General features: G+C 72.4%; 18 protein-coding genes. 16 read left to right on the top strand and 2 right to left on the bottom strand.

Annotated features, from left to right (window positions below):
* Positions 1–28 precede the first annotated feature (28 nt).
* Positions 29–994 carry a hypothetical protein gene (locus ACFLFB_RS17390; protein WP_392543421.1) on the top strand — a complete coding sequence of 322 codons (966 nt, stop codon included), beginning with the start codon at positions 29–31 and terminating at the stop codon, positions 992–994.
* A gap of 15 nt (positions 995–1,009) precedes the next feature.
* On the opposite strand, the gene ACFLFB_RS17385 is transcribed toward ACFLFB_RS17390, so the two are convergent.
* Positions 1,010–1,681 (bottom strand): DedA family protein, encoded by a 672-nt coding sequence (locus ACFLFB_RS17385; protein ID WP_392545444.1) that lies wholly within the window; start codon positions 1,679–1,681, stop codon positions 1,010–1,012.
* 180 nt (positions 1,682–1,861) lie between these two features.
* On the opposite strand from ACFLFB_RS17385, the gene ACFLFB_RS17380 reads away from it, so the two are divergent.
* The 11 genes from ACFLFB_RS17380 to ACFLFB_RS17330 all read left to right on the top strand — a co-directional run bounded on the left by ACFLFB_RS17380 (position 1,862) and on the right by ACFLFB_RS17330 (position 11,830).
* The gene (locus tag ACFLFB_RS17380) at positions 1,862–2,746 is read left to right on the top strand and encodes an ABC transporter substrate-binding protein (protein ID WP_392543420.1); all 885 of its coding nucleotides are present in this window, start codon (positions 1,862–1,864) and stop codon (positions 2,744–2,746) included.
* Positions 2,747–2,749: 3 nt separating this feature from the next.
* Positions 2,750–3,640, top strand: a complete 891-nt coding sequence (locus ACFLFB_RS17375; RefSeq protein ID WP_392543419.1) for an amino acid ABC transporter permease — start codon at positions 2,750–2,752, stop codon at positions 3,638–3,640.
* Complete coding sequence (locus tag ACFLFB_RS17370) at positions 3,640–4,371, top strand: amino acid ABC transporter ATP-binding protein (RefSeq protein ID WP_392543418.1); 732 nt, start codon at positions 3,640–3,642, stop codon at positions 4,369–4,371. The genes ACFLFB_RS17375 and ACFLFB_RS17370 overlap by 1 nt, the downstream gene beginning before the upstream one ends.
* Positions 4,368–5,081, top strand: a complete 714-nt coding sequence (locus ACFLFB_RS17365) for a TrmH family RNA methyltransferase (RefSeq protein ID WP_392543417.1) — start codon at positions 4,368–4,370, stop codon at positions 5,079–5,081. Before ACFLFB_RS17370 ends, ACFLFB_RS17365 begins: the two co-directional genes overlap by 4 nt.
* 28 nt (positions 5,082–5,109) lie before the next feature.
* Positions 5,110–6,168, top strand: a complete 1,059-nt coding sequence (locus ACFLFB_RS17360) for an LLM class flavin-dependent oxidoreductase (protein ID WP_392543416.1) — start codon at positions 5,110–5,112, stop codon at positions 6,166–6,168.
* A 790-nt stretch (positions 6,169–6,958) separates the two neighbouring features.
* Complete coding sequence (locus ACFLFB_RS17355) at positions 6,959–8,887, top strand: DUF222 domain-containing protein (protein ID WP_392543415.1); 1,929 nt, start codon at positions 6,959–6,961, stop codon at positions 8,885–8,887.
* A 191-nt stretch (positions 8,888–9,078) separates the two neighbouring features.
* The gene (locus ACFLFB_RS17350; RefSeq protein WP_392543414.1) at positions 9,079–9,444 is read left to right on the top strand and encodes a YciI family protein; all 366 of its coding nucleotides are present in this window, start codon (positions 9,079–9,081) and stop codon (positions 9,442–9,444) included.
* The gene (locus tag ACFLFB_RS17345; protein WP_392543413.1) at positions 9,444–9,803 is read left to right on the top strand and encodes a YciI family protein; all 360 of its coding nucleotides are present in this window, start codon (positions 9,444–9,446) and stop codon (positions 9,801–9,803) included. The genes ACFLFB_RS17350 and ACFLFB_RS17345 overlap by 1 nt, the downstream gene beginning before the upstream one ends.
* Positions 9,800–10,201: a YciI family protein gene (locus ACFLFB_RS17340; RefSeq protein ID WP_392543412.1), complete on the top strand. Its 402-nt coding sequence runs from the start codon at positions 9,800–9,802 to the stop codon at positions 10,199–10,201. Before ACFLFB_RS17345 ends, ACFLFB_RS17340 begins: the two co-directional genes overlap by 4 nt.
* Entirely contained in the window at positions 10,198–10,566 is a 369-nt protein-coding gene (locus ACFLFB_RS17335) for a YciI family protein (protein WP_392543411.1), read from the top strand. Before ACFLFB_RS17340 ends, ACFLFB_RS17335 begins: the two co-directional genes overlap by 4 nt.
* A complete protein-coding gene (locus tag ACFLFB_RS17330) occupies positions 10,556–11,830 on the top strand; it encodes an RNA polymerase sigma factor (protein WP_392543410.1) in 1,275 nt (424 codons plus the stop codon). Before ACFLFB_RS17335 ends, ACFLFB_RS17330 begins: the two co-directional genes overlap by 11 nt.
* Here the strand turns inward: ACFLFB_RS17330 and ACFLFB_RS17325 are convergent.
* Positions 11,784–13,100, bottom strand: a complete 1,317-nt coding sequence (locus ACFLFB_RS17325) for an acyltransferase family protein (RefSeq protein ID WP_392543409.1) — start codon at positions 13,098–13,100, stop codon at positions 11,784–11,786. The genes ACFLFB_RS17330 and ACFLFB_RS17325 overlap by 47 nt on opposite strands.
* 427 nt (positions 13,101–13,527) lie before the next feature.
* Here ACFLFB_RS17325 and fbaA point away from each other — a divergent pair, with 427 nt between their 5' ends.
* The 4 genes from fbaA to ACFLFB_RS17305 all read left to right on the top strand — a co-directional run bounded on the left by fbaA (position 13,528) and on the right by ACFLFB_RS17305 (position 17,417).
* Complete coding sequence (gene fbaA / locus ACFLFB_RS17320; protein WP_392543408.1) at positions 13,528–14,556, top strand: class II fructose-bisphosphate aldolase; 1,029 nt, start codon at positions 13,528–13,530, stop codon at positions 14,554–14,556.
* Positions 14,553–14,957, top strand: coding sequence for a DUF3151 domain-containing protein (locus tag ACFLFB_RS17315; protein ID WP_392543407.1), 405 nt, complete (start codon positions 14,553–14,555; stop codon positions 14,955–14,957). Before fbaA ends, ACFLFB_RS17315 begins: the two co-directional genes overlap by 4 nt.
* 251 nt (positions 14,958–15,208) lie before the next feature.
* Positions 15,209–15,988, top strand: coding sequence for a hypothetical protein (locus tag ACFLFB_RS17310; RefSeq protein ID WP_392543406.1), 780 nt, complete (start codon positions 15,209–15,211; stop codon positions 15,986–15,988).
* Between the two features lie 127 nt (positions 15,989–16,115).
* Positions 16,116–17,417: an adenylosuccinate synthase gene (locus ACFLFB_RS17305; RefSeq protein ID WP_392543405.1), complete on the top strand. Its 1,302-nt coding sequence runs from the start codon at positions 16,116–16,118 to the stop codon at positions 17,415–17,417.
* Positions 17,418–17,419: the final 2 nt, after the last annotated feature.

Below are 17,419 nucleotides of genomic sequence, written 5' to 3'. Positions count from 1 at the left end.
CGTCGGTGGCGCCACCTACCCTGTGCGCGTGGGGAACGGGGACGAGCGGGGGCGCTTCGACGCGCGCGAGGACGAGGTCGCGCGCCGCGAGCGCGAGATGCTGCGCCGCCTCGAGGAGCTCGACGTGCTCGACCGCCTGGCGACCCGACCGGGCGAGGTCGTCTGGCCGACGGCGGCCCCGGTGCCGGCCCCCGGGCCGAAGGGACGCACGGCGGTGCTCGCCGTCGCCGTCCTGGCCGGGCTCGTCCTGCTCGGCGTCCTGCTCCACGCCAGATCCGGTGACCCGGTGGCGGAGGCCATCGCCGCCCAGCCCCCGCTCTACTCGGGGGGCGACGGAAGGGCGCTTCCGGCCGTCGACGCCCCGGTGACCGACCCCACGACCTACCGGTTCCTCCTCGTCCACCGGGGCACGACCGACCCGGTGACGTTCGACCCCTGCACGGTCATCCACTACGTCGTCCGTGAGCGTCCCGGCACGTCCGGGGCCGGGCGCGAGGCCGTCCGGCGCGCGGTGGCCCGGGTCCAGTTGGCCACGGGCCTGGCCTTCGTCGACGACGGCGACACCACCGAGTCGCCGGTCGGCAACCACGCGACCTCCCGTCGGGACCTCTACCCCGGGCGCCGGTGGTCGCCGCTGCTCATCGCGTGGAGCGACCCGACCGAGTTCCGCCAGTTCACGCAAGGGGGAGAGCGCGGGATCGCCGGCGTCGGCCTGGGCGACGCGGTGCCCGACGACCAGGGCCGCTCGACCTACGTCACCGGCCGGATCGTCCTCAACACGACGACCATGCTCGAGAACCTCGACTCCGACTGGGGCCGCCGCCAGGTCGAGTCGGTCGTCATGCACGAGCTGGGCCACGTCCTCGGCGCCGACCACGTCCAGGACCACGACCAGCTGATGTGGGACGACAAGGACGGGCAGACCGACCTGGGGCCCGGCGACCGCTACGGGTTCTCGCGCCTGGGCGCCGGGCAGTGCTCGTCGGGGCTCTGACGCCCCACCTCGACCTCAGTCGCGGTGGCGCAGGTCGTCGACGGCCTCGTCCAGCTCGTCCACGGCGACCTTCGCGCCACGGCGGTGGCGGATGACCTCGACCACCATCGGCAGCACCGAGAACGCGACGATGAGCAGGATCGCGGACTCGAGGTGGTCGTGGATGAAGTCGATGCCGCCGAGGAAGTAGCCGAGCAGCGTGACGCCGGTGGCCCACAGGACCGCGCCGACCCCGCTCCACACGAAGAAGTGGCGGCGCTCCATCCGGCCGACGCCGGCGACGACGGTGATGAAGGTGCGCACGATCGGGACGAAGCGCCCGAGGACGAGGGCCTTGGCGCCGTGCTTGTCGAAGAACGCGTGGGTCTGGTCGAAGTACCGCTTCTTGAGGAAGCGACCGTCGCGCTCGTAGAGCGGTGACCCGACGGCGCGGCCGATCTCGTACCCGACGACGTTGCCGAGGAACGCCGCGGCGCTGAGGACCAGGCACGCCACGCCGATGTTCATGCCGAGGTCGCCCCGGGCGATGAACAGGCCCACCGCGAAGAGCAGCGAGTCACCGGGGAGGATCGGGAAGAGCAGCCCGCACTCGATGAAGACGATCGCGACGCCGACCCAGAAGAACTGGGGGCCGAAGCTGTCGAGGAGCCACTGGGGGTCCATCCAGTCGGGGCCGAGGGAGTGCATCACGTCCGCAAGGGTAGGGCGCCCGGCCGTGGGTGGCGTCATCCGCGGCTGTGCCACTCCTGTGGCACCGGGACGCCCGGTCCGCGGGCGGTTCCTGATGCGGCAGGGGCGGCGGCGTTACATTGAGCGCTCCGGTCCCCGCCCCACGCCGGAGCACCCGCCCCCCGAAGGACGCCGCCCATGCCGCTCACCACCCCCCGTCGTCTCCTGGGCCTGGCCGCCGCCGGGTCCACGCTCCTGGCGGTCGCCGCCTGTGGGGCTCCCGTCGACGAGCCGTCGGCCTCCGGGTCCGGGTCGCCCTCGGCCGGCGCCACGGCCTCCTGCGCCCCGGCCGACCTGAAGACCCTGACGCCCGGCACACTGACGATCGGCACCGACAAGCCGGCGTACGAGCCGTGGTTCAAGGACGACAACCCGAGCAACGGGCAGGGCTACGAGTCGGCCGTCGCGTTCGCGATCGCCGAGCGGCTCGGGTTCCCGAAGGACAAGGTCACCTGGGTGGTCGCGCCGTTCAACACGGTCATCGCGCCCGGGGCGAAGACCTTCGACATCGACCTCAACCAGGTCTCGATCAGCGACGAGCGCAAGCAGGCCGTCGACTTCTCCTCCGGCTACTACGACGTGCGCCAGACGGTCATCACCTACAAGGGCAGCCCGATCGACGGCAAGACCACGGTTGCCGACCTCAAGGGCGCCAAGCTCGGCGCGCAGGTTGGCACCACCTCGTACACGGCCGCCGACGAGCAGATCGCCCCCACCGAGAAGGTCGCGGTCTTCGACACCAACGACCTCGCGGTGCAGGCCCTGCAGAACAAGCAGATCGACGGCATCGTCGCCGACCTGCCCACCGCGTTCTACATGACCACCGCCCAGCTCGACGACGGCGTCATCGTCGGCCAGCTCCCGGCCGAGGGCGACACCGAGCAGTTCGGCGCCGTGCTCGACAAGGGCAGCCCGCTCACCGCCTGCGTCACCGGTGCGGTCGACGCGCTGCGCTCGGACGGCACCCTCGAGAAGCTCGTCGACGAGTGGCTGTCGACCCAGGGTGCGCCCGAGCTGAAGTAGCCCGTGCCCGACAGCGTGCGCACGACGGGACCCACGGACGGCTCGGCCGACCCGTGGGTCCCGTCGGCGCTCGAGCAGGAGCGGGCGGCGTGGCGCCGCTCGCGGGCCCGACGCTCCACGGCGGTCGCCGTGGTGTCGACGGTGGCGGTCGTGGCGGTTGCGGTGGGCCTCGTCGTGACGTCGCCGGGGTGGCCGCGGGTGCGCACGACCTTCTTCTCGTGGGACAAGGCGGTCGACGCGCTGCCGGCGGTCCTCGACGGGTTGTGGCTCAACATCCGGGTGATGCTCGTGTGCGCGGTCCTCATCGGGCTGCTCGGGCTGACCCTCGCGGTGATGCGGACCGTGCGGGGCCCGGTGGCCTTCCCGCTGCGGCTGTTCGCCACGGCGTACGTCGACCTCTTCCGGGGGCTGCCGCTGCTGCTCGTGCTGTTCCTCCTCGGGTTCGGGGCGCCGGCGCTGCGGCTGTCGGGGCTGCCGTCGTCGGCGTTGTTCTGGGGATGCAGCGCGCTCGTCCTGTCGTACTCGGCGTACGTGGCGGAGGTGTTCCGTGCCGGGATCGAGTCGATCCACCCGTCGCAGCGGGCGGCCGCGCGGTCGCTGGGGCTCACCTACGGGCAGACGCTGCGGCACGTCGTACTCCCGCAGGCGGTGCGCCGTGTGGTGCCGCCGCTGATGAACGACCTCGTGTCCCTGCAGAAGGACTCGGGCCTCATCGCGGTGCTGGGCGTCATCGACGCGATCCGGGCCGCGCAGATCGAGACGGCGCGCGACTTCAACTTCACGCCGTACGTCGTGGCCGGGGCGCTCTTCGTCTGCCTGACGATCCCGATGGCGCGCTACACCGACCACATCGCCCGCAAGCGGGGCTACGCCGGCGTGACGGGAGCCCTCTGATGGCGCTGCTCACCCTCGAGGGGGTGCGGAAGTCCTTCGGGCAGAACGTCGTCCTGCGCGACATCGACCTGTCCGTGGAGGCCGGCCAGTGCGTGGTGCTCATCGGGGCGAGCGGCTCGGGGAAGTCGACCCTGCTGCGCTGCGTGAACCTGCTCGAGGTCGTGGACGACGGGCGGATCACGCTGGAGGGCGACGACCTCACGGACCCACGCGTCGACGCCGATGCCGCCCGGGCCCGGATGGGGATCGTCTTCCAGGCGTACAACCTCTTCCCGCACCTGTCGGTGCTGCAGAACATCACGCTGGCGCCGATCCGGGTGCACAAGGTGTCGAAGGACGAGGCGGAGGAGCGGGCGCTGGCGATGCTCGAGCGGGTCGGGTTGCGCGACAGGGCTGCTGCTCGCCCCGACGACCTGTCCGGTGGGCAGCAGCAACGCGTGGCGATCGCCCGGGCACTGGTCAACTCGCCGCGGCTCATGCTCCTCGACGAGGTGACGTCGGCCCTCGACCCCGAGCTCGTCGGTGAGGTGCTCGACCTCCTGCGGTCGCTGACCGACGAGGGCATGACGATGGTGCTCAACACGCACGAGATGGGCTTCGCGCGACAGGTCGCCGACACCGTGTGCTTCCTCCACGACGGCGTGATCCACGAGCAGGGGGCGCCCGAGCAGGTGCTCGGCGACCCGCGCGAGGAGCGGACCCGGCAGTTCCTCTCGCGCCTGCACGCGTGAGCGGGTCGGTCGAAGGCGCGTCGGTGGGCGGCGACGGCGCGGACGCCGGGGCCGAGGTCGGGGTGGGCCCCTGGGTGGGGGAGTGGCCGGACGGCGACCACTGGGACCCCGAGCTGCTGCGTGACGGCGACCGCCGCAACGTCGAGGACCGGTACCGGTACTGGCGGATGGAGGCGGTCGTCGCCGACCTCGACACCCGCAGGCACCCCTTCCACGTCGCCATCGAGAACTGGGGGCACGACTTCAACATCGGGTCGGTCGTGCGAACGGCCAACGCGTTCAACGCTGCTGCGTTCCACGTCGTCGGCAAGCGGCGGTGGAACCGGCGGGGCGCGATGGTGACCGACCGCTACCAGCACGAGCACCACCATCCGACCGTGGCCGACCTCGCGGCATGGGCCGCCACGGGGGCGTCCGACGGTGGGCGGCTGCCGCTCGTCGGCATCGACAACCTGCCCGGGTCGGTGGGGCTCGAGACGTACGACCTGCCGCGCGAGTGCGTCCTCGTCCTCGGGCAGGAGGGGCCCGGGCTGACGCCGGAGGTGCTGGCGGTGTGCGACGTCGTCCTGCACATCGAGCAGTTCGGCTCGACGCGCTCCATCAACGCCGGTGCGGCGGGCGCCATCGCGATGCACGCGTGGGTGCGGCGGCACGTGTTCGGCCAGCAGACGGGTGTTCCGTCGGGCGGCTCGGCGGGGCGGGCGGAATAGCCCCGGCTCCGCGACTGCTGGCCTTGGGGTGAGCCAACCCGTCGCGCCCGCCCTGTCCGTCCTCGACCTCGTCCCGGTCCGCGCCGACCAGGGGACCGGTGACGCGATCGCCGCCACCCTGTCGCTGGCGCGGGTCGCCGACCGGCTCGGGTACCGGCGGTACTGGATCGCCGAGCACCACAACATGCCGGCCGTCGCGGCCACCAACCCGCCGGTGCTCGCGGCCATGGTCGGGAGCGCGACCGAGCGCATCCGGGTCGGGTCGGGCGGGGTGATGCTGCCGAACCACGCGCCGCTGGTCGTGGCGGAGCAGTTCGCGCTGCTCGAGGCGGCGTTCCCGGGCCGGGTCGACCTCGGCATCGGACGGGCGCCGGGGACGGACCCGGTGACGTCGTGGGCGCTGCGGGCCGGGGCGGGCGGGGTCGAGGCCGATGCCGTCGACCGCTTCCCCGACCACGTCGACAACGTGCTGGCGATGATGTCGGCCGAGGGCGCGGCGCTGCGACTGGCATCGGGCGACCACGTGCTGCGGGCCACCCCGAAGGCGTCGTCGGTGCCGACGATCTGGCTGCTCGGGTCGTCGGACTACTCGGCGCGGCTGGCGGCCTCGCGCGGGCTGCCGTACGTCTTCGCCCACCACTTCTCCGGGCGCGGGACGGCGGAGGCGCTGGCCCTGTACCGCTCGCAGTACCAGCCGTCGGCCGAGAACCCGCTGCCGCGGACCTTCCTCACGGTGAACGCCGTCGTCGCGCCGACCCGGGAGGAGGCGCTGCGGCTCGCGCTGCCCAACGTGCGCTCGATGGTGGCGCTGCGCACCGGGCAGCCGCTGCGGGCGGCGCAGCTCGTGGAGGACGCGGAGGCCGAGGCGCTGGCGCCCGCGCACGAGGCCATGGCCGAGGAGATGCTGCGGCGGTGGGTCGTCGGGACGCCGGAGGAGGCGTCGACTCAGCTGCGTTCTCTCGCTGCCGAGTTCGGTGTCGACGAGGTCATGGTGAGCCCGGTGGCCGGGGCGGTGCGAGGGACTGCTGTTGACCGCTCGCCGGCGCGCGAGCAGACCCTCGAGCTCCTCGCGGAGGCCTTCGCCTGATCCCTGAGGGCGTTGCTCCTGGTCCTGCTGGCCCCGTGAGGCTCTTGCGTGCCAGCCATCCAACGTCCACCTCACCGGTGGTGGTGGTGTTCTTTGCAGGCGGCTGGATGGCAGTAGGCCCTCCCCGTCTTCCACCTCACCCTGGGTGACGGCGTAGTTCTCAGGCGCCTGGATGGCATGAGGCCCTCCTCGTCTTCCACCTCACCCTGGGTGACGGCGTAGTTCTCAGGCGCCTGGATGGCATGAGGCCCTCCTCGTCTTCCACCCCACCCTGGGTGACGGCGTAGTTCTCAGGCGCCTGGATGGCATGAGGCCCTCCCCGTCTTCCACCCCACCCTGGGTGACGGCGTAGTTCTCAGGCGCCTGGATGGCATGAGGCCCTCCGCGTCTTCCACCTCACCCTGGGGGACGGCGTAGTTCTCAGGCGCCTGGATGGCAGCGCGCCCGGCACGACGTCGGCGTCGCCACCGCTCCTGGTCGCGTTCTCACGTGCCTGGATGGCAGCTCTCTTCCTTTGCCTGTACTCCTCCTCTCGGTCCGTGGTTGCCCTGAAACGCGTGGCTGGTATCGCGGCGCCTGCCGGCCTCCCGGCTCACGCGAGTGTCGGTCGGCGCCCCGTTAGCGACGGCTGTGCGGGCGCCTCCCCCGCAGCTCTCACCGAGTCCTTGCTGGCGAGTTGCGATGCGCCAATGAGTCGAATCGAGCTGCGCTTCATCCACATTCAGTGAATCGAACACTTGTGCCATGGCGTCGAGGCGAGTAAAATCGCGAACAGGGGAAGGGGGAAGCAATGACCGTCACACAGGCACCGGTTCGGGGGAACGCGGCAGGTTCGGACGAGTTGCTCGCGGTGCTCGACGACGTCGCCGCGGCGCTGTCCACGCTGACTCTTCCTGCGGTGGCGGTCGGGGGCCGGGACGCCTGGTCGGACGTGGTGCGGACCTGCCAGCACATCGTGAACGCGGCCACGGGCGTGCAGGACGCGGCGATCGTGCGGCTGTGCGCGATCGAACCCGACGTCCTCGACGACGGGGAGGTGGTCGAGCGGCACCACGCGCCCGGTCACGTCGCCTTGGACGGACCTGCGCTGGTGTCCTCCGCCCTGGACGTCACCGCCGTGCACGCCGAACGCCGCGTGCGTGGCGCGATCCGGCTCACCGCCGACGGTCCCGCGGGAACCAACACCTGCACCGGGTTGGGTGGCTTGCACGACGCGATGCGCACGGGCACCCTCGACCCCTACCGCGCATCGGTCGTCGCCGACGAGCTGGAGGAAGCACCACCGGAGGTCGCCGAGACCATCGTCGCCACCCTCGGCGAGCACCTCACCCGAGAGACCGGCCCCCAGCTGCGGCGGCGCACACGACGCCTCATCGCGCGGATCAGCCCCGACCTGCTGCGCCAACGGGCCAAGCGCGCCCGAGAACAGTGCGGACTACGGCGGTGGGTCGACCAGCCCGGCGTCGACCGGTGGGAAGGGACCTTCCCCAGTGAGGACGCCGCCACTGCGTGGGCCGCGATCGACGCCCGAGCCCAACAGCTCGTCACCGACGGCACCTGCGACCGCATCGACCGAGCCCGAGCGCAAGCGCTGGTCGACCTCGTCACCGGCAACGCCACCATCACCACCATCGTCATGCTCACCACCCCCGCCACCGACGAGCGCGCACCCGTCCCGGCCAGACCGATCGTGGTGAAGCCCGTCCCCGAGGAATCGCCAACATCGACCGACCAGGCGCTGGCAGCTGGAACGTCGGTGACGCACGGACGAACTGGACCGAACGCGCCCACCGACTCGATCCGAACCGCCGGAGGACTCCCTCGCAGCGCGAACCTCACGCCCACTCCGGCGCCCGTCCCCGCTTCTCAGTCGACGATCGGCGAACGGCGGCCACGCGTTCCCGCACTGACCGCACCAGAACTGGTCGACCCACTCCCCGACCACGGCCCACCCAACCGGGCCCAACGACGACGAACCAGACCCGAACCCGAAGACCTCGTCGAAGTACCCAACCCCCTCGGCGGGGAACCCATGCTCGTCGCCCGGGCCTGGCTCGACGCCCTCCTGGCCTCACCCACCGCCACCATCCGACCCGTGACCTGCGACCCGGTCACCGGCGCCCTCCGCAGCCACATCACCACCGACGCCTACCGGCCACCCAAAGAGCTCGCCGACCGCATCCGGAGACGCGACGGCAGATGCCGCTTCCCCGGCTGCCACGTCAACGCCCGCTTCTGCGACATCGACCACGTCCGCGCCTGGCCGCTCGGCCCCACCGCCGACCACAACCTCATCTGCCTGTGCCGACGACACCACCGCATCAAACAACGACCCGGCTGGCACCTCACCCTGCACCCCGACGCCACCGTCACCTGGACCGACCCCACCGGCAGGCGACGCACCACTGCGCCCATCGACGCCCTCCGCACCATCACGCTTCCAAGTGCCAACGCGGCTGAGTCCGAGACCACCCCGATGACCGCCCCCGGCCCCGCGGTCGCCATTGACGCCCACAGCTCCCTCGAGTTCGCGCTCGAACACCTCCTGGGCAGCTCGGCCCCCGGCCGCCGCGGCCGCCGGCCAGAACGCCGGACCGTCAAGACCATCCGCCTCCACGGCCTCACCGTCGACGAACCGGCACGGCATTGCCACACCAGAGCACGCATCCACCGCCGGGCGCGGACCACGGACGGCTTCCCCGACACCCCGCCGTTCTGACCGTCCGGTGCCCAGAACACCCGCAGACGAGACCGTCCGGATCCGACTGTGCGACCCCGCCATCACGACGACCGCCCACGGACGACCAAGGTCGGCAAGAATCTCGACAGCACCTGTCGATTCGGACCTCGCCCGCCCGTCATGGGGGTGAGGTCGCGACCCGCGCGGCCCGGAGTCCGGAGGACCGAACCATGAGCACGACCTACCTCATCCTGCTGCCCACCGACGAGAACGGCCTGGCCGAGATGACCGAGGAGCAGGGCACGGCCCTTCGCGCCGCCCACGGCCAGTTCGCCCAGACCCTCGGCGAGCGTGGCCACACGATGGTCGGCGGCGCCCAGCTGGCGCCCTCCCGCGACGCACGCACCGTCCGCCCGGCACCCGACGGACCGGTCATCAGCGAGGGTCCGTTCGCCGAGACGACCGAGCAGCTCACCGGCTACTACGTCGTCGAGTCCGACGACCTCGACGACCTGCTCGACGTGAGCGGCATCCTCGCCTCGGTCGGCCACGCCATCGAGGTCCGGGCCTGCGTCGGCATGGGGGAGGGCGCCTGATGCGGGAGTACGTCGTCCTCATCGTCGGGGACCCCGATCGCTGGTGGACCACGATGAGCCAGGAGGAGCGGGCCGCCGGCTACGCCGAGTACACCCGCTTCGACGAGGAGCTCACCCGGCGCGGCCACGAGGTCACCGGCGGCGCCGAGCTCCACGGCACCGCCACGGCACGGCGCATCGCGGCAGGAGGTGGACCCGTCACCGACGGCCCCTTCACCGAGTCCACCGAGCAGGTCGGCGGCTTCTACCAGGTCCGTACCGCCGACCTCGACGACCTCCTCGAGTGCTGCCAGATCATCGCCAAGCTGGGGGACGGCATCGAGGTCCGCCCCGTCGTGACGTCGGAGGACCGCTCGTGAGCCGCCACCTCATCCTCCTGCCCGCCCCGGAGGCCGAGTGGGCGAACCTGCCCCCGGAGGAGCACGAGAAGGGGGTGCGGTCGCACGAGCAGTTCCACCGCGACCTCGAGAAGGGCGGCCATCGCGTCGTCACGACGGCCCCGCTCACCCCCTCCGCCGAGGCGACGTCGATGCGACCCGACGGCAACGGCGGCGTCGTCCTCACCGACGGCCCGTTCACCGAGTCCACCGAGCAGGTGGTCGGCTTCTACCTCGTCGACACCGACGACCGCGCCGACCTCCTGCGCCTGTGCGGCGAGTTCGCCGGCCGCGGAGAGCTCATCGAGTTCCGTGACGTCGTGGCCGACGGCGAGCACGACCATGGCAACGGCGACGACCACCGCGGTGACTCCCCGTGAGGTACCTCGTCCTCATCGCCAGCGACCCCGGCGACTGGGAGCGGGCCACACCCGAGGAGCGCCAGGGCTACTTCGACGCCCACGACGCCTTCGAACGCGCCCTCGCGGCGCAGGGCACCAAGGTGTCCGGCGCCCCGCTGGCCTCGGCCGACACGGCGACCACCCTGCGCCATGAGGGCGACCGCCTCACCGTCACCGACGGCCCGTTCGTCGAGCTCGTCGAGCAGGTGGCCGGCTTCTACCTCGTCGACCTCCCCGACCTCGATGCCGCGGTCAGCGTCTGCGCCCACCTGCCCCGCAGCTACGCCGTCGAGATCCGCCCGACCATCGAGATCGAGGGCTACGAGCCGCCCCGTGACCTCTGACGAGGCCCTCGCGGCGACCGTGCGCGAGGAGTGGGGACGCCTGGTGTCCCTGCTCCTTGCGCAGTTCCGGCGCCTCGACCTCGTCGAGGACGCCCTCGGCGACGCCGTCGAGGCCGCCGCCCGCACCTGGCCGCGCGACGGCACCCCCGACCGCCCCGCCGCCTGGCTCCTCACCACCGCACGGCGCCGCGTCGTTGACCGCCTGCGCGCCGAGGCGGTGGCGCTGCGCCGTGAACCGCTCCTCCTCGTCGAGGCCCGCGACACCGAGCCCGCCCCGATGGCCGACCCGGGTGGCCTCGTCGAGGACGAGCGCCTCCGCCTCGTCCTCATGTGCTGCCACCCGACCCTCGCCCCCGAGGTCGCCAGCGCTCTCGCCCTGCGGCTCGTCGTCGGCGTCCCGACCACCGACATCGCCCGCCTCTTCCTCGTCCCCGAGGCGACGGTCGCCGCCCGCATCACCCGCGGGAAGAAGAAGGTCGTGGCCGCCGGCATCCCCTTCGCCGTCCCCGATGCCGCGGTCCTGCCCCAGCGCCTCGAGACCGTCGCCCAGACCGCCTACCTCGCCTTCACCGCCGGCTACGCGCCCGGCAGCGGCCCCGACCTCCTGCGCGCGGAGCTCGCCGGGGAGGCCGTCCGCCTCGTCCGCGTCACCCTCGCGCAGGCCCCCGACGAACCCGTCCTGCGGGCCCTGCTCGCCCTCCTGCTCCTCCAGCACTCCCGCCGTGACGCCCGCGTCGATGATGACGGGCGCCTCGTCCTCCTGCCCGACCAGGACCGCTCGCGCTGGCACCACGACGAGGTCGCCGAGGCGGTCGCCCTCCTCGCCACCGTCCCCGTCGGCCACTCCCTGCTCGTCGAGAGCTACCGGCTCCAGGGCCTCGTGGCGGTCGAGCACGCGACGGCGGCCACCGCCGCGGACACCCGCTGGGACCGCGTCACCGAGGCCTACGACGCCCTCCTGCAGGTGAACCCGTCGCCCGCCGCCCGCCTCGCCGCCGCGGTGGCCCTCGCCGAGCGCGACGGCCCCGACGCCGGTCTCGCAGCCCTCGACGGGCTCGACGCCCAGCTCCCCGGCAGCCACCGCGTGCCCGCCGTCCGTGGCGAGCTCCTCGCCCGACGTGGCGACACCGCCGCAGCCCTGGCAGCCCTCGACACCGCGATCGCCCTGTGCGCCAACGAGGTCGAGCGCGACCACCTGACGCGTCGTCGGGCCGGCCTCAGCGGTCGGACCCGGCCGGATCGCGATCCCGAGCCCTCGGACTGAACCGGAGCAGCGCGACGGCGCCCACCACGAGCACCGGCCACCACCAGTGGACCCCGTCGCTGCCGACGATGCCCTGCCCTGCCATCGACCCGAGCCCTCCACAGGCCAGCAGCGTGACCGCGACCGGCAGCCAGCCCGGGACGGCCGAGGCATCGAGCGGCCGAGGGGTCTCGAAGCGCCCGAGCAGGGCCACGAGCCCCGCCGTCACGGCAGCCAGCACGGCCCACCACAGCGGCCGGCTCGCCCACCACCCGCCGGACAGCGGCTCCGGCCCGAGCCCGAACCCACCGGCCAGCAGCGAGAGCCCGATGACGCCGACCATGGCCGTCAGGTGCCACAGGTAGATCGTCATGATCCGGGTGTTGACGAGGACGGTCGCCCGCCACGGCCGCTCGCGTGACAACCAGCGCGACAGCACCGGCTCGAGGGCCAGCACGAGCCCCGCCTGGAGCAGCCCGAGGAAGCCGAGCGTGACCCGCGTCGGGTACGAGTTGTTCACCGCGGCGCCGTCGAGGCCGATCATCGAGACCGGGTACGGGCCGACCCACACCAGCGCCACGGTGCCGACGAGGCCGATCGCCGCCAGCCCGAGCCGCCGGACCGTGCCCCCCAGTCGTCCGTCGAGCCACGCGTACCCGAGCTGGTGCACCGTCGCCCACACGAACACGTAGTTGGCGAACCCCACGGCCAGCGACCCCGTCCCGATGCTCACGAGGTCCACGACGCACCCGAGGACGAGCCCGCCCACCACCGACGCCCACCCGTACCGCTCCCAGAGCCACAGCGTGGCCGGAGCGATCGCGCACACCACGACGTACGCCGCGAGGAACCACGTCGGCACGAGCGCGATCTGCGACGCGGTGCGCAGCGTCGCGGCCGGCACCCCCGCCGCCGTGGCCACCGACACCGCCACCAGCCAGGTGAGGAGCAGCGGCACGACCGGCACGAGCAGCCGACGAAGCCGGCCGCGCAACCACACCGCGTACGTGACGTCGCGCGACCGGGCGCCCCTCCAGGACAGGGCGTTCGCGTACCCGCCGACGAGGAAGAAGACCGGCATCACCTGGAAGACCCACGTGATCGGGTGGGTCCACGACGCGAGCTCGAGCAGGTGCCCCGGGACGAGCTGCCCGTCGCGCACCGTCACGGCCGCGACGAGCCAGTGGCCCAGCACGACGACGAGGATGGCGGCGGCGCGCAGCAGGTCGACGACGCGGTTGCGGGTGGTGGGTGTCGCGGCGGCGAGGTCGCGGACGGTGGCGAGGTCCATGCCGACAGCGTGGCGCCAAGGGGCCCTCGCCGGCGTGAGTACGCGTACTCCGAACGGGCCGTCCGCGGGTCGTCCGGCGCGTCGTGACCACTTGGTGACAGCCCGTGCGGAGGGTCGTGATTGCACCCTTCCGCCCGGCCGTCGCCGCCGCTACTGTGCCTAACGCCCGACCGTGCAGGGATAGCCGGACGGCACACCGAGATCGTGCACGTCGCCTCGATGACACGCGCGTCCTCGGGGCACAGTCCGGTCCGCAGGGGGCTGGACTGAACGCCTGGCGGGGTGGCACCACACACGTGGTGCCACCCCGCTCCGCGGTGTGGGGCGGACGTACCCGTGGGTACGGACACGGCCGTGTCACCTCCGGCCGATCGTGGAAGGATCGGTGCGTACCGGCACACGCCACCCCCCTCCCGAGGAGATCACCGTGCCCATCGCAACGCCCGAGGTCTACGCCGACATGCTCGACCGAGCCAAGAACGGCTCGTTCGCCTACCCGGCCATCAACATCACGTCGAGCCAGACGGTCACGGCCGCCATCCGCGGCTTCGCCGAGGCCGGCTCCGACGGCATCATCCAGGTCTCCACCGGCGGCGGCGAGTACGCGTCGGGCTCCACGGTCAAGAACATGGTGACCGGCTCGCTCGCGCTCGCGGCCTACGCGCAGGAGGTGGCGAAGGGCTACCCCGTCAACATCGCCCTCCACACCGACCACTGCCCCAAGGACAAGCTCGACGGCTTCGTGCGCCCGCTCATCGCGGCGTCCACCGAGCGGGTGAAGGCCGGCGGCCTCCCGATCTTCCAGAGCCACATGTGGGACGGCTCGTCCGTGCCGCTCGACGAGAACCTCACGATCGCCGAGGAGCTGCTCGCCGCCTGCAAGGCCGCCCGCATCATCCTCGAGATCGAGGTGGGCGTCGTCGGTGGCGAGGAGGACGGCGTCGAGAACGAGATCAACGAGAAGCTGTACTCCACCCCCGAGGACGCCGTGGCCACGGTCCGCGCCCTCGGCAGCGGCGAGAACGGCTACTACATGACCGCGCTGACCTTCGGCAACGTGCACGGCGTCTACAAGCCCGGTGGCGTCAAGCTGCGCCCCGAGGTCCTCAAGGCCGCCCAGGACGCCGCGGCCGCCGAGCTCGGCCTCCCCGCCGGCTCCAAGCCCTTCCACCTCGTCTTCCACGGTGGCTCGGGCTCGCTGCCGCAGGAGATCTCGGACGCAGTCGACTACGGCGTCGTGAAGATGAACGTCGACACCGACACCCAGTACGCCTTCACCCGACCGGTCGCCGACTGGATGTTCAAGAACTACTCGGGCGTGCTGAAGATCGACGGCGAGGTCGGCAACAAGAAGCAGTACGACCCGCGCGCGTGGGGCAAGGAGGCCGAGGCCGGCATGGCGGCCCGCGTCGTCGAGGCCTGCCAGAACCTGCGCTCGGCCGGCACGCACGCGTGAGCTCGGACCTGCTCGGCATCCCCCCGACCCACCTGCCCGAGGACCCCGCCTCCCGTCCGCTGGACGACGGCGTGGCCCCGGACCAGGTGGCGGCCGCCCATCCGTCGTCGTCGCTGGCGTGGGCCGTCCTCGCCGAGGACGCCCTGGCCGACGACCGCGCGGTCGAGGCCTACGCCTACGCCCGCACCGGGTACCACCGCGGCCTGGACGCCCTGCGCCGCAGTGGCTGGCGCGGCCAGGGTCCGGTGCCGTGGGAGCACGAGCCCAACCGCGGCTTCCTGCGGGCCCTCGCGGCCCTGAGCCGCGCCGCGGGCGCCATCGGCGAGGAGGAGGAGCGGCACCGCTGTGCCGAGTTCCTGCGCGCCTCCAGCGCCACCGGCGCGCGCGAGCTGGGGCTGTAGCCCGGGGGGCGCCGAGCGCCCTGAGCACGGACGAAGGGCCCGGGTGCGAACACCCGGGCCCTTCTCCACAGCCGTCTACGAGCCCGCCGGGATGTCGAGCGCTTCCCTCTCGCCAAGAAACGCCCACCCGTCGGTCCCCTGCAACCTCGGCTGTGCTGGTCAATGGTGCAACGGGGGCCCCGGATAGTGCGACACTTGGATGCCACTGGCAGCATTCGGCCACCTTCCGCAGGGGAATGGAGGTGGGACGCGTGAGCGACCCATCGACGTACGACGGTGGGGCGCTCCTCGTCCTCGAGGAGCAGCTCCGGCGCGAGATGACGAGGGTCGAGGAGCGGCGACGCGACCTCGAGGCCTCGCGCGACCTCATCGCCCGGATCACCACCCAGGCGCTCGGCGCGCACGAGCCGATCACCGAACGCATCGACGACGCCCTCGCGCCCTCGGTCGTGAGCCGGCTGCTCGCCGAGACCACCGGGCTGCTGCGCAACTACGTCCTCACCATCGTCGAGGGCCCCGCGCTCGACGACGCGACGATGCGCGCCAACGAGGAGCGCATCCGGCGCGGCGAGGAGCAGCGGGCCGTCTACCCCGCCTCGGCCCTGTCGACCCCCCAGGGCCAGCGCTGGATGTCGAGCTGGGCCGAGGTGGGGGAGGACCAGCGCATCCTGCCCACGACCGACACCGAGTTCGCCGTCTTCGGCTCGGCGGCGGTCGTCGCCCTCTCGGCCTGGGACGACCCCGCCGAGGGCTACGTCGTCATCCGCGACCCCCTCGTCGTGCACCTGTACACGGCGTACTTCGACCTCTCCTGGCGCCACGCGGTGCCCGCCCCGGCGGTCGGGCGCGAGAGCACCGGCGACCCCAAGCTCGTCGAGCTGCTCGAGCTCGGGCTCAAGGACGAGGCCATCGCCCGCTACCTCGGGGTCAGCCTGCGCACCGTGCGCCGGCGGGTCGCGCACCTCATGGCCGTGAACGGGGTCGACACCCGCTTCCAGCTCGGCTGGGCGCTCGCCCGCCGCCGCCGCTGACACGACCGGGGAGCACGGGCGCACTCGCGATAGGGTGGGGTGTACGAGGCCCCGGCGCGTACCCGCGAGGGGCCTTCGGCGCGCTCGGGGTCGACGCACCCCGGGGGCATGTTCGGAAGGAGCCGGGATGCCGGCGATCGTGCTGATCGGAGCCCAGTGGGGCGACGAGGGCAAGGGCAAGGCCACCGACCTCATGGGGTCCGACGTCGACTTCGTCGTGAAGTTCAACGGCGGCAACAACGCGGGCCACACCGTCGTCATCGAGGGCGAGGACGGCACGCGCGAGAAGTACGCCCTGCACCTGCTCCCCTCGGGCATCCTCACGCCCACGGTCACCCCCGTCATCGGCAACGGCGTCGTCATCGACCTCGACGTGCTCTTCCAGGAGATCGACGGCCTCGAGGCCCGCGGTGTCGACACCTCACGCCTCGTCGTGTCGGCCAACGCCCACGTCATCGCCTCGTACAACCGCACGCTCGACAAGGTGACCGAGCGCTTCCTCGGCTCGCGCCGCATCGGGACCACCGGCCGCGGCATCGGCCCCACCTACGCCGACAAGATGAACCGGGTCGGCGTGCGCGTCCAGGACCTGTTCGACGAGGGCATCCTGCGCCAGAAGGTCGAGGCGGCGCTGTCGCTGAAGAACCAGGTGCTCGTGAAGATCTACAACACGCGCGCCGCCGAGGTCGACCGCGTCGTGGCCGAGCTGCTCGCCCACGCCGACCGGCTGCGCCCGATGGTCGCCGACACCTCGCTCGTCCTCGAGCAGGCCCTCGACGCCGGCCAGAACGTGCTCCTCGAGGCCGGGCAGGCCACCCTCCTCGATGTCGACCACGGCACCTACCCGTTCGTCACCTCCTCCTCGGCGACCGCCGGCGGGGCGTGCACCGGCTCGGGCATCCCGCCGACCCGCGTCACCCGTGTCATCGCGATCCTCAAGGCGTACACGACCCGCGTCGGCGAGGGCCCGTTCCCCACCGAGCTGTTCGACGACGACGGCGAGACCCTGCGCAAGGTCGGCGCCGAGTACGGCACCACCACCGGTCGCCCCCGCCGCTGCGGCTGGATGGACACCGTCATCGGGCGCTACGCGACGCGCATCAACGGCGTCACCGACTTCGTCATCACCAAGCTCGACGTCCTCACCGGTTTCGACAAGGTGCCGGTCTGTGTGGCCTACGAGGTCGACGGCGTCCGGCACGAGGAGATGCCGGTCAACCAGAGCGACTTCCACCACGCCAAGCCGGTCTACGAGTGGCTCGACGGCTGGTGGGAGGACATCTCCGAGTGCCGCACCTTCGAGTCACTGCCGGCGGCCGCCCAGGCGTACGTCCTGCGGGTCGAGGAGCTCATCGGGGCGCGGGTGTCGGCGGTCGGCGTCGGCCCGGGCCGCCACGAGATCATCGAGCGGCACGCCCTCCTCGACTGAGC

Source organism: Oryzobacter telluris (assembly GCF_043099285.1).
GTDB lineage: Bacteria > Actinomycetota > Actinomycetes > Actinomycetales > Dermatophilaceae > Oryzobacter > Oryzobacter telluris.
The sequence above is the reverse complement of the archived record's forward strand: the minus strand, read 5'-3'. Positions and strand labels throughout refer to the sequence as shown.